The organism is Bacillus sp. AG4(2022) (assembly GCF_031844465.1).
Classification (GTDB): Bacteria; Bacillota; Bacilli; order Bacillales; family Cytobacillaceae; genus Bacillus_AB; species Bacillus_AB infantis.
In genome coordinates, this window is record NZ_JAUZVH010000004.1 from 353,261 (window position 1) to 365,973 (window position 12,713).

Here is a 12,713-nt window from a genome sequence, read left to right on the forward strand (position 1 = left end):
GGGATTCTTCTTTATTTCACAGCAGGCATTTTGCTGATGGATAAATAGGGGAATAGATATAAATATAAATGGAGGTGGATGGGTGAATGAATATAGAGGATATTATCGCAGGATTGGGCAGCAGGACACCGGCCATCCTGGGAAGCAATAAATTCATAAACTATTCAGTTCTCGTACCGCTAATTGAAAAAGAAGACGGTGTCCATGTCCTTTTTGAGGTCCGGTCCATGGAAATGCGCAGGCAGCCGGGGGAGATTTGTTTTCCGGGGGGCAGGGTCGACAGATCGGATCCGGACGTAAAGCATACAGCAATCAGGGAAACAACCGAAGAGCTGGGAATCCCCATGGATGAAATTAGAGGGACAGTTCCCCTTGACTATATGGTATCCCCGTTTGGCATGATCATCTACCCTTTTGCAGGAATGCTGAAGCCTTCCCGGCCTTTCCAGGTGAACCCGAAAGAGGTGGGCGAAGTATTCACTGTACCGCTTTCTTATCTGCTGAAGGCAAAGCCTGAAATTTATAAAATGAATTTCAGGCTGGAACCGGAAAACGGTTTTCCTTTCGATCGGATTGCCGGCGGCGAAAACTATAATTGGCAGACAAGGTCAATGGAAGAATGCTTCTACTATTTTGAGGATAAGGTCATTTGGGGTTTGACCGCCCGGATCCTGCAGCATTTTATAGAGATTGTCAATGAACTGCCGGAACAGAAATAGGCCCTTCCCGATGGAAAGGCCGCCGGGTTACATAACCCGTTTGGCACCCAGGTATTTCTTCGCCCAATAAGAGTCTGTCAGCTTTACAACGGTGACGCCTTTTTTGACGGTAACAGCGAAGAATTGATTGTGACCGGCATAGATGCCCACGAAGGAAGCCTTTTTGCTGCTGCCGCCGGCTGTGTTAAAAAAGACAAGGTCACCCGGCTTCAGGTCTTTCCTCTGAATGGTTTTCCCTGTTTGCTGCATTGCGGCAGAAGTCCTCGGAAGCTTAACGCCTGCTTTGCCGTACACATGCTGAACAAAACCGGAGGCGTCAAATCCTTTTTCTGATGTGCCGCCGTATTTGTATTTGATTTTTGCATGGGTAAGCGCATCTGCATATTCAATGACGACATTTAGTTTTTGTTCAACATTCAGTTTTGGCTGGAGCTTCCCGAAAGTATCGGTGAAAACGTCTGCTGATGCACCTGCTGAATGGAAGGACAATCCTGCCATCAGCACAGAAGCGGCAGCAAGGCCTTTGAATAGATTCTTTTTCATTTGAATTCCTTCTTTCTTTGGTTTGTCTTCATTGGTAATTGTAAATGGCAGCGGGAAAAAAATCGTTAAGCATTGTTTACAGTTTCAGTGAATAGGCGTTACCTTTCTGTAATTTTTTTAGCAGCAGAAACAGTCCGGCCAGCTTTCTATTTCAGCTTACTTGTGTCAAAATAAAGGAAGAAATCGTGTTTATTTAGGAGGTTCTTGTAATGAAGGTTGCAATTGCTTCAGATCATGGCGGAGTGAATATCCGCGAAGAAATGAAACATTTGATGGAAGAAATGGGCATTGAATATGAAGATTTCGGCTGCGAGTGCGGCGTCTCCGTTGATTATCCGGACTATGCGCTTCCTGTAGCGGAGAAGGTGGCATCAGGCGAATTTGATAAAGGGATCCTGATCTGCGGGACAGGGATTGGAATGAGCATTTCCGCCAACAAGGTGAAGGGCATCCGCTGTGCACTGGTCCATGATGTATTCAGTGCCAAAGCGACCCGCCAGCATAATGACAGCAATATCCTTGCCATGGGCGAGCGTGTGATCGGACCAGGACTTGCCCGGGAAATAGCGAAAACCTGGCTAGAAACCGAGTTTGAAGGCGGACGCCATGCGAACCGGATCGGAAAAATCAAAACCTACGAAGATCTATAAGCAACTGGAAGGGTGATACCATGTTCGAAGAGATTCAGACTGAATTGAGAGAAATCCTGGATGAGTTCGGCGGACAGGTGGCGCTTAACGAAAACAGCGTGCTTGTGGTCGGCTGCAGCACAAGTGAAGTAATCGGCAAAAGGATCGGCACATCCGGCACAGATGAAGCCGCGGCCATCCTCTTTGAAGAGCTAAAGAATTTTGCCGAACGGACAGGGGCCAGACTCGCCTTCCAGTGCTGCGAGCATCTGAACAGGGCGCTCGTTGTGGAAAGGCAGACTGCGGATCAGAAGAATCTTGAAGAAGTATCAGTCGTACCGGTGCGCCAGGCCGGAGGTGCCATGGCCTCATATGCATACAGGCAATTCAAGGACCCGGCCGTCGTCGAATTCATCAAGGCCGACGCCGGCATCGACATCGGCGACACCCTCATCGGCATGCACCTGAAGCATGTAGCAGTTCCAATCAGAACCAAACAAAAAAGCATCGGCAGCGCCCACGTCACCCTCGCCTCCACAAGACCAAAACTCATCGGCGGAAGGCGCGCCGTGTATGAGAGGCTGCCGGAGAATGAATCGTGTTAAGGATATCATTTTGATTTGTAAAAAGAATGCTTGGAACCACTGACTTGCCAAAAAATTTTAAGGCACCTGTTGATTGGAGCGTAAGGCACGTAGACTCCTGCGGGAAATAGCGGCAGAGCTGAGACCCCGCAGCGCGCAAGCGTGAGGAGGCTCAGCGCCGCCCCGCGGAAAGCGAAGTGCCTGCAGCGGAAATCAACAGCCTCATTAACAAGTAGAAATCCTATGTATCAGCAGCCATTCAAGCAAGTCTATAAGTGGAAAAGACCAGCCTGATACCGGAAACTTGCCATAAAATTTTTAAAACCCTGTTGATTGCAGTGGAAGGCACGAAGACTCCTCATAAAATGCTGCGCATTTTCTTCGTGCGATGAAGTTTCGAAGGAGCGGATTCAACGTCCTGCGGGAAATAGCGGAAAAGTTGAACCCCACAGCGCGCAGCGCGAGGAGGCTCAACTCCGCCCCGCGGAAAGCGAAGTGCCTGGAACGGAAATCAACAGCCCCATAAATAAATATAAATCTATGTATTTAGCAGCCATTCCAAGGCTGTTTTTTATTTTTCCTAAAAAACCTGTAACAAATAGCAACCCCCTGCGTTATCATTATAGCCATTCAAAGAAAGGAGGGAAAAAACAGTTGGACGCCCGCAGAAAAGAAAAACTCGATGACCTATACTCACACTATGCAAAACCACTTTACTACTACCTGCTCAAGCTTTCCGGCTCAGACCATCTGGCCGAAGAACTTGTCCAGGAAACTTTCGTGCGTGCAACTGTTTCACTCTCCTTTTACCAGCAGGAGGATGTGCGGGCCTGGCTGTTCAAGGTGGCCCGGAATGCCTACTTGGACGAATGGCGAAAACGGCAGCGGCGCAAATGGGTGCCGTTTGCAGACTATCTTTTTTCAAAAGAAGAGATGCTCAGCCCATACGGCTTGCCGGAAGAAGAAGCCCTGGCTGCCGAGCTGGAGCAGGACGCCGCTGACATGCTGAGGCTGCTGCCGGAAAAATACCGGACGGTCCTCTATTTAAGAGAATATGAGCATTTCAGCTATAAGGAAATACAGGAAGCGCTTGACCTGACAGAAAGCCAGGTGAAGGTTGATCTTCATCGTGCCAGGAAAAAGCTCGCTGTAATCGCAGAAAAGAAAGGATGGAAAAAGGATGGCAGACTGGAGCCCTGATAAAGAAAAGAAAATCCTGACGAAATACCGTTTTGCCCTGACTTTCCGGGTAGTCAAAGTCCTGATTGCTATATTATTTTTCTTCTGGATATATATGCTGGCCGTCACAATCAGCTATGACAGCCTGCACCTGGATCGGAAACATATTTTTTACACCCAGCTGGCGATGGATTGGACCCAGCCGAATATCCATAAAGACTTTGGCGGATTCGCACAGTCGGAAATCACACCATTTTTTACGCAGAAGATTTCTTACCCTGTAACAAGGCGGGTCGGCAAAGAAGAACAGCCAGCAGGTGAAATGCAGATCAGGAAAGGGCTATTGAACAGCTATTCGATGCGCACGCTTTCCTATTATCAGCCGGATCAGGAAGGAGGTTTCCGTTTCTACTTTCCTGAAAATCCGAAGACGGGAGAGAAGCTTGATGCCGAGGACGATAATGGCGTTTGGGAGGCATTGGATAAGGTTCATGAGGGAACGGTGGCAGAGGCAGCTTTTTCGACAGACCGGTTTATGGAGCCGGAGGAGCTCTTCGCTCTCCTTGCGCCGTATGACTTGGATGTCCTGTGGATGCCTTTGTATACAGGGGAATTAAAGACTTTTAAAGGAAACACAGGCAGCGGCGGCAATTCCATTTCTCCGATCCCTGCCTTCGGTTTGACGGGCGGAAGGGAAATCAGCGATGACCGCATGTCAGAAAGTGAATACGAGTTTACACAGGAAATGCTCGGCAAAAATAAGGAGCTGATGCTCGCACAGATGGAGAAGCTCCTAAAAGATGAGCGGAAAAGCTATTATGAGAGATTCCTCGGACTAGGCTATCTTGAAGAAAGGCATGCTTATCTGAAAGAAAATGGCTTTCAGGTATACGGAGCTGTTGTAACGGGGCCAGTCAAGGAGCTGCTGAAGCTGAGAGAGGTAAAAGAGCTGCGCGGCGCCCAGCTTGGCGAGATGGATTACTGGAACTGGACGGAATAATCAAAGAGCCCCGCCTGTTTTTGGCGGGGTGTTGAAGTTGGGTTCCTTTTTAAAACCAAAACATGATAGAATGTAAGAGGATTTTACAAAAAAAGCATACATATGTAGTTTTTCAAAAAGGGAGGATTACAATGAAGCATTTAGCACAGCAGGATGAGCAGGTTTTTCAATCGATTCAGGATGAATTGAAGCGCCAGAGAACGAAGATCGAATTAATAGCTTCCGAGAATTTTGTCAGTGAAGCGGTGATGGAAGCGCAAGGGTCTGTATTGACCAATAAATACGCCGAAGGCTATCCGGGCAGACGCTATTATGGCGGCTGCGAGCATGTCGATGTGACGGAAAATCTGGCGCGCGACCGTGCGAAGCAGATTTTCGGGGCAGAGCATGCCAATGTCCAGCCTCACTCAGGCGCGCAGGCGAATATGGCTGTTTATTTCACGATCCTTGAAACAGGGGATACTGTCCTAGGCATGAACCTGTCCCATGGCGGACACCTCACCCACGGCAGCCCTGTCAACTTTTCAGGCATCCAGTACAACTTTGTTGAATACGGGGTGGATAAAGAAACGCACCGAATCAATTATGATGATGTCCTTGAAAAAGCGCGCGAGCATAAGCCGAAGCTGATTGTAGCCGGTGCAAGTGCCTATCCGCGTGAAATCGACTTCAAGCGTTTCCGGGAAATCGCCGATGAAGTCGGTGCTTACCTGATGGTCGACATGGCCCATATTGCCGGCCTGGTCGCAGCGGGACTCCACCAAAATCCTGTGCCATATGCTGACTTTGTAACAACCACTACACATAAAACATTGCGCGGACCGCGCGGCGGCATGATCCTTTGCCGTGAAGAATTCGCGAAGAAGATCGATAAGTCTATCTTCCCTGGCATCCAGGGCGGCCCATTGATGCACGTGATTGCAGCCAAGGCTGTCGCATTCGGCGAAGCACTGCAGGACAGCTTCAAGGATTATGCGCAAAGTATCATTAATAACGCTAAAGCACTGGGAGAAGGACTGAAAGAGGAAGGCATCGACCTCGTTTCCGGCGGTACGGACAATCACCTTCTTCTGATCGATCTCCGCTCCCTTGGCCTGACAGGCAAAGTGGCTGAAAAGGTGCTTGATGAAATTGGCATCACTGTTAATAAAAATACGATTCCATTCGATCCGGAAAGCCCGTTTGTTACCAGCGGCATCCGCATCGGAACAGCTGCAGTTACTTCCCGCGGCTTCGGCGAGAAAGAGATGAAGGAAATCGCATCCCTGATTGCCTTCACCCTCAAGAACCATGAAGACGAAGCAAAGCTTGCAGAAGCAAGCAGCCGTGTTGAGGAACTCACAGGCAGATTCATCCTTTATAAAGAGCTTTAAAATGGAGGGCCTTCCTTTGCGGGGGGCTCTTTTTGCGGAGAGCAGCGAAGACTCATTACGAATTATTAACAATTTCTGCTCTCAGTTGCCCTTGCATTTATTTTTCTGTAAAATTAGACGAAGTGTAAACGAAACATAGCGAAGAATAAAGGAGAGATTTTCAATGGCAAAAGTATACGTCTTTGATCACCCGCTCATTCAGCACAAGCTTACATACATCAGAGAAAAAAACACTGGCACGAAAGAGTTCCGCGAACTGGTTGATGAGGTCGCAACACTTATGGCCTTTGAAATCACACGCGACATGCCTTTGGAAGAAATAGAAATTGAAACTCCTGTCAGCGTAACAAAATCAAATGTCCTTTCCGGCAAAAAGCTTGGAATCGTGCCAATCCTGCGTGCGGGAATCGGCATGGTGGACGGCATCTTAAAGCTGATCCCTGCTGCCAAGGTAGGGCATATCGGCCTTTACCGCGATCCGGAAACACTTCAGCCGGTTGAATACTATGCCAAGCTGCCAAGCGATGTAGAGGAAAGGGACTTCATCGTAGTCGATCCAATGCTTGCGACAGGCGGATCTGCCATTGAAGCGATGCATTCCCTGAAAAAACGCGGCGCAAAAAACATTAAATTCATGTGCCTGGTTGCTGCCCCTGAAGGTGTGGAAGCAGTGAAAGAAGCACATCCAGACGTAGACATCTACATTGCTGCACTTGACGAAAAGCTGAACGAAAAAGGCTATGTTGTACCAGGCCTTGGCGACGCTGGCGACCGTTTGTTTGGAACTAAATAAGAAGAGGTGTCTTACATGAATCGTCCTATTAAAGTCATGACTATTTTCGGGACAAGGCCGGAAGCCATCAAGATGGCTCCGCTCGTCCTTGAACTTCAGAAGCACCCGGAACACTTTGAATCGATCGTTACGGTTACGGCGCAGCACCGCCAAATGCTTGACCAGGTGCTGGGTATCTTCAGCATCACGCCTGATTATGACCTGAATATCATGAAAGACCGCCAGACGCTGGTCGATGTAACGACCAGAGGGCTTGAAGGCCTTGATAAGGTCATGAAGGAAGCGAAGCCTGATATCGTCCTTGTACACGGTGATACAACTACGACTTTCATCGCAAGCCTTGCTGCTTTCTACAACCAGATCACGGTTGGCCACGTGGAAGCAGGTCTGCGTACATGGAATAAGTACTCTCCGTTCCCGGAAGAAATGAACCGCCAGCTGACAGGCGTCATGGCAGATATCCACTTCTCGCCTACAGCCATGTCTGCAGAAAACCTTCTCCGGGAAAACAAGAAAAATGAAAGCATCTTTGTGACAGGCAACACAGCCATCGATGCGCTGAAAACGACCGTCAAGGATGCCTACTCGCATGAAGTGCTTGAAAAGCTTGGCCATGACAGACTTGTCCTCCTGACGGCCCACCGCCGTGAAAACCTTGGTCAGCCGATGAGGAATATGTTCAAGGCAATCAAGCGGATCGTGGAAGAGCAGCAGGATATCCAAGTGGTATATCCTGTCCACTTGAACCCGGCTGTAAGGGAAGTGGCGGACGAAATCCTTGGAAACGACCCACGCATCCACCTGATCGAACCGCTGGATGTCATCGACTTCCATAACTTCGCCTCCAGGGCAGAGTTGATCCTTACCGATTCAGGCGGAGTCCAGGAAGAAGCTCCGTCACTCGGTGTTCCTGTGCTTGTCCTGCGTGATACAACAGAAAGGCCAGAAGGAATCGATGCCGGCACTCTCAAGCTTGCCGGTGTTGAAGAACAGCCGATCTATGAAATGGCAACAGAACTTCTCACAAACCGGGCAGCCTACGAAAAAATGGCCAAAGCCACCAACCCGTACGGAGACGGAAACGCCTCTGCCCGGATCGGAGAAGCCATCCGTTACTATTTCAAACAGACAGAAGAAAGACCGGAAGATTATAATCCGAATTAATGGGACCGGCCGCGGATAGCGGCTGGTTTTTTTAGTTGTTTTGTTAGCGGTAAATGTAATGCGGAAAAATTAAACCGGAAAGTGGGTGGAATCACCGCAAATCTGGGGCGAATAAATGGAATAGTAGTGCGAATAAATAAGAAAGTAGGGCGAATCACTTAAAATGGCATGTGGTTTTTGGCGATAAATGCAAGATGGAAAAATTAAACCGGAAAGTGGGTGGAATCACCGCAGAGCTGGGGCGATTAAATAAGAAAGTAGGGCGAATCACTTAAAATGGCATGTGGTTTTTGGCGATAAATGCAAGATGGAAATATTAAACCGGAAAGTGGGTGGAATCACCGCAGATCTGGGGCGAATAAATGGAATAGTAGGGCGAATCACTTAAAAAATGGGAATAATCATTAACGGTGTTCGGAGATTCAGAGAAGATTTTACCACCTGGAGGAGGATTTATGCCTCAGAAACACGAATACATTCTCAAAACTATACGATCCCAAGAGGTGAATGCCCATATGATTGCCAAAAAAAGAGTCGTTCCTTTAAAAATCAGGCAGCTTGAGGCATTGTTGAGAAGATTGCCGCCCAATCATCCGAAAATCCCCCTGATTGAACAGGACCTCATCAAGCGCCGCACCGGATACCGCGGAGAAAAGAATGTAGACTACCACCTCTCCTTCCTGCCGGATGAATATCTCATATTTCATGGCCTCCGTTTAGTGCATCAGCATCCTTTCCAGATAGATACCCTCATACTTGCTCCCTCATTTATCACAGCAGCTGAAATCAAGAACATTTCCGGCACGCTATTTTTTGAAAAGCACTCCCAGCAAGTAATCAGACAGTCCAGCAAAGGGGAGGACGGATTTTCCAATCCACTGCTTCAAGTCCAGCGGCATAAAGTTCAGCTGCAAGGTTGGATGGAGAAGATGAAGCTCCCAGAACTGCCGATCGAGCTGCTGGTCATCATCAGTTCCAATTCCACGATCATCAAAACCAACCCAGGTAATGAACACATTTACAAAACCTTGATCCATGCAGAACAGCTGCCTGGCAAGCTGGAAAAACTAGAACTTTCCTCTCCCTCACTAATTCTTAGCAGCAAAGAGCTGAACAAAGTGAAAAGATAACTGCTGAAAAACCACGATCCACTTTTTACATCTATCCTGGAATCATATAAAATTTCGCCTGAAGAAACCATCCGCTGAATCCAATGTCCAAGGTGCGAGCAGTATTCAATGTCCCGAATGTATGGCGGATGGATTTGCAAACCGTGCTCCGGCGAGTCGAAAAATGCCCACATCCGCGCTATTCTCGACTATTTTCTATTGCTGGAAAACTCCATTACCAGCCAGCAATGCAGGAATTTCCTATTATATGATTCCAAAAAGAATATTTATAAATTTCTGTCTTCACTTAACCTCCAATCCTCCGGCACCACCAAAAACCGCCTATACCATTCCCCCTCGGAAGAAAACTGGGAGGACCTCGAAAACCTCCTGAATACTCCCGCCCTTCAAGACAAACCCTAAGGAAAAATGCCGAAAGGAGCCTCCCATGAAAAAAATCTTCCTCATCATCAGTCTGTTTGCGCTTATGCTCAGTCCTCATGTGAATGCAAGGACATTACAAATCCCTCCGCTTCCGGCTGAACCGGAGGATGCAGAGCGTGTGGCAATTGTCCTGATGAAAGAAGGGCAAACCGAACAGGATCGGAATATCCTTCTCCGGCAGTACCCGGATTTAATTCTTAGGCAAAGTTTCCAGGAGGCATTGAACGGTTTTTCAGTAAAGGGTCCGGTCAAATCGCTGGACCGGCTTGCCAAAGAAGAGGAAGTCCTAACCATATCCCAGGCGGTCTCTTATCAGGCAGAAAGTGAGGATGGCATCAGCCTGATTGGGAGTCATACAGTCAGGGGGCTTTTTGATGAAAAGGGGGAGCGGCTGTCGGGGAAGGGTGTTACAATCGGTGTGATTGATACGGGAATTGATTATAATCATCCGGACCTGCGGAGGAATTACGCCGGAGGGCGTGACCTGGTGGACCAGGATGATGATCCGATGGAAACGGTGAGGACGGCAGGAGAGGATACTTTTCACGGCACCCATGTAGCAGGAGTGATTGCAGCCAATGGCAAAATGAGGGGAGTGGCGCCAGATGCAAAGATCATTGCCTACCGTGCGCTCGGTCCAGGCGGTGCGGGTACAACAGAGCAGGTGATTGCAGCCATTGAACAGGCCATCAAGGATAAGGTCGACATCCTGAATCTATCGCTCGGCAATAGTGTCAATGGCCCGGACCTGCCCATTAGCCTGGCCCTCAATAAGGCAGTCGATAAGGGCATTACCGCTGTCACTTCGTCTGGAAACTCAGGACCGAATACCTGGACAGTCGGCTCGCCGGGTACTGCTTCGAAAGCGATATCCGTCGGCGCCTCTACGCCAATGCTGCAGATTCCCTATCTTGATTTCGGCAGCGGAAAGAAAGTCAAACTGAATCCCCTTCAAGGCTCTTCTCTCTGGAATTTAGACCGCTCCTATGAGCTGGCGTTAGGCGGGCTTGGAAATCCTGAAGAGCTTAAGAGGATAAAAGGGAAGATTGCCCTCATTCAGAGGGGTGGCCTTACTTTTTCACAAAAAGCCAAAAATGCAAGGCAGGCAGGCGCGATCGCAGTCATTATCTACAATAATACAGACGGAAGCTTTGCAGGCAATCTTGAGGAGGATGCCGGCCTTCCGGTTGTGTCGCTCTCTAAGCAGGATGGGGACCAGCTGAAGAAGCGCCTGCAGGAAGAAACGGTGCTGGCCCGGACATATATAATAGAAGAAAAGGATATTCTTGCCGATTTCAGCTCACGCGGACCTGTGACCGATACTTGGGAAATCAAGCCGGATGTACTTGCCCCGGGTGTGGCTATCAGCAGTACGGTTCCCGGGGGTTATTTGCCATTGCAGGGAACGAGTATGGCTTCCCCCCATGTTGCAGGTGCCTGTGCACTGATTAAGCAGGCCCATCCTGATTGGAGTCCGGAAGAAATCAAAGCATCGCTCATGAATACGGCTCTGCCTCTTTATAATGAAGAAGGCATGCTGTACAGGACCTATGAACAGGGGGCAGGCCGAATCCAGGTCGAAGATGCGGTGAAGGCTCCTGCCTTAGTGACGCCGGCTTCACTTCAGTTTGGCAAGTTCAAGATAGCCGGGCGTGAGAATGAGCATGTCCGGTATCTGACTGTTAAAAATACAGGCAGCCGAACAGAATCGTATTCATTCACAGTACCTGCTAACATAAGCGGGATTGAATGGGAGATGCCGCTCGCCTTTCGCCTTGAACCCGGCGGGAAAAAGAAGGTCGCTATCAAGATGAGAATAGACCCGGAAGAATTCAAACAGAAAATTCATGATGGGCGGCTTGTCCTGAACGCTGGAGGCAGGAAAGTCGGCATCCCGTATTTGTATGTCCTCGAAGAGCCGGATTACCCGCGTGTCATGGGGTTCGATTTTGGCAGGGGAGACAATGGAGGGAGCTATCGCTATGAAGTCTACCTTCCCGGGGGAGCGGAAGAATTCGGTATTGCGCTGTTTGATCCTGATACACTCCGGTTCGTCCAGTTCCTTGACTGGAAGAGGGGAGCAGGCAAAGGCCAGATCCGCAAGGAATTAGCAAACGATGATCTGCCTCCGGACGGCGTCTACATTGCTCAGGTCTTTGCAAGGAAAGCCGGCAGGCAGGATATGATTGAGGCCTATCTGGAGGTAAGAAAAGAAGAGGAAGAGGGTGCGATTGGAGCGAGATAATACCTCGCTCCAATTGCAAGTTATTATTCGAAAAAAAATTCGAAAATAGTGTGAACAAAGACTTTTCCGTTACTGGAGTTTGTGAACTTTTTCACTCCGAATGCATTGACATTGACAGATGCCTATTGTATGCTTACAAAGGGTATAAAATGATAGGGTTTTCACAGATTTCATGCGGAAGAAAATAACCGCAATCTGCATGATATCAACAATGAAAACACTTACCTCAATTCAAACACCATTCTCTTTTCACTAGCAGGAAACCCTGCATTCTAAAGACATAAATACGTCAAAGGAATACATTTCCAGTGTGGAGGATGCGTTATCATGCGTCGAAAAGACCGCCACCCGTTTCAAGCCATGGCTTTAATGTCCGCCATCCTTTCCCAATTAGTAGGCTCCGTCCTGATCGGCATCTTCCTTGGAAGATGGCTTGATGATGTGATTGGAACCGAGCCGTTATTCCTGATAGTCGGATTGCTTATAGGATTGGCCGCAGGGACTTATGCCATGCTTCACCTGGTCAGACGTTTCTTTACAGGAGACTAACAGCCTATGCCAGACCTCAAAACAATGTTTATACGGCAGCGCAAATACATATTCCTACTGCTGTCAGTCTATGTTCTCGGCTGGGGGTTCACCTCTTATCAATCTATTTTTATGGGGCTGATAGTGGGGACAAGCCTGAGCCTGTTCAATTTATGGCTGATGGTAAGGAAGACGGACCAGCTTGGGGAAGCGGCAGCGAATGGCCAAAGGATGCGGTCTCTCGGGATGCTGTCGAGGATGGCGACGGCAGTGCTTGCCGTCATGATCAGCATGAAGTACCCGGATGAGGTGCACCTGATCAGCGTAGTTCTGGGATTAATGACATCATATATTGTCATTATGATAGATTATTTTCTTCAACTTTTTGTTTTACGTAAATAGC

At 48.5% G+C, this 12,713-nt stretch carries 13 protein-coding genes; 12 read left to right on the plus strand and 1 reads right to left on the minus strand.

The annotated features are described in order from the left end of the window. The first annotated feature begins 86 nt into the window (after positions 1-86). The gene (locus tag Q9R36_RS13465) at positions 87-719 is read left to right on the plus strand and encodes an NUDIX hydrolase (RefSeq protein ID WP_094769149.1); all 633 of its coding nucleotides are present in this window, start codon (positions 87-89) and stop codon (positions 717-719) included. 27 nt (positions 720-746) lie between these two features. Here the strand turns inward: Q9R36_RS13465 and Q9R36_RS13470 are convergent, their stop codons facing one another. Then, entirely contained in the window at positions 747-1,262 is a 516-nt protein-coding gene (locus Q9R36_RS13470; RefSeq protein ID WP_311225311.1) for a C40 family peptidase, read from the minus strand. 209 nt (positions 1,263-1,471) lie between these two features. On the opposite strand from Q9R36_RS13470, the gene rpiB reads away from it, so the two are divergent. The 11 genes from rpiB (at position 1,472) to Q9R36_RS13525 (ending at position 12,712) form a co-directional block, all read left to right on the plus strand. Beyond that, entirely contained in the window at positions 1,472-1,912 is a 441-nt protein-coding gene (gene rpiB, locus Q9R36_RS13475) for a ribose 5-phosphate isomerase B (RefSeq protein WP_094769150.1), read from the plus strand. Positions 1,913-1,932: 20 nt separating this feature from the next. Continuing rightward, positions 1,933-2,496, plus strand: a complete 564-nt coding sequence (locus Q9R36_RS13480) for a TIGR01440 family protein (protein WP_009792620.1) — start codon at positions 1,933-1,935, stop codon at positions 2,494-2,496. A 633-nt stretch (positions 2,497-3,129) separates the two neighbouring features. Next, positions 3,130-3,675, plus strand: a complete 546-nt coding sequence (locus tag Q9R36_RS13485) for a sigma-70 family RNA polymerase sigma factor (RefSeq protein WP_035402039.1) — start codon at positions 3,130-3,132, stop codon at positions 3,673-3,675. Beyond that, the gene (locus tag Q9R36_RS13490) at positions 3,656-4,654 is read left to right on the plus strand and encodes an anti-sigma factor (protein ID WP_311225312.1); all 999 of its coding nucleotides are present in this window, start codon (positions 3,656-3,658) and stop codon (positions 4,652-4,654) included. The genes Q9R36_RS13485 and Q9R36_RS13490 overlap by 20 nt, the downstream gene beginning before the upstream one ends. Positions 4,655-4,785: 131 nt before the next feature. Beyond that, on the plus strand, positions 4,786-6,027 hold the full coding sequence (locus Q9R36_RS13495) for a serine hydroxymethyltransferase (RefSeq protein ID WP_101548897.1): 1,242 nt from the start codon (positions 4,786-4,788) through the stop codon (positions 6,025-6,027). 163 nt (positions 6,028-6,190) lie between these two features. Next, positions 6,191-6,820 (plus strand): uracil phosphoribosyltransferase, encoded by a 630-nt coding sequence (gene upp, locus Q9R36_RS13500; RefSeq protein WP_009792624.1) that lies wholly within the window; start codon positions 6,191-6,193, stop codon positions 6,818-6,820. A 15-nt stretch (positions 6,821-6,835) separates the two neighbouring features. Continuing rightward, positions 6,836-7,984 (plus strand): non-hydrolyzing UDP-N-acetylglucosamine 2-epimerase, encoded by a 1,149-nt coding sequence (gene wecB, locus Q9R36_RS13505; protein WP_022544502.1) that lies wholly within the window; start codon positions 6,836-6,838, stop codon positions 7,982-7,984. A gap of 515 nt (positions 7,985-8,499) precedes the next feature. Then, entirely contained in the window at positions 8,500-9,114 is a 615-nt protein-coding gene (locus tag Q9R36_RS13510) for a nuclease-related domain-containing protein (protein ID WP_311225313.1), read from the plus strand. 427 nt (positions 9,115-9,541) lie between these two features. Next, positions 9,542-11,782, plus strand: coding sequence for a S8 family serine peptidase (locus Q9R36_RS13515; RefSeq protein WP_311225314.1), 2,241 nt, complete (start codon positions 9,542-9,544; stop codon positions 11,780-11,782). A gap of 327 nt (positions 11,783-12,109) precedes the next feature. Then, complete coding sequence (locus Q9R36_RS13520; protein WP_022544500.1) at positions 12,110-12,331, plus strand: AtpZ/AtpI family protein; 222 nt, start codon at positions 12,110-12,112, stop codon at positions 12,329-12,331. Positions 12,332-12,337: 6 nt separating this feature from the next. Beyond that, entirely contained in the window at positions 12,338-12,712 is a 375-nt protein-coding gene (locus Q9R36_RS13525; RefSeq protein ID WP_094769156.1) for an ATP synthase subunit I, read from the plus strand. Position 12,713: the final 1 nt, after the last annotated feature.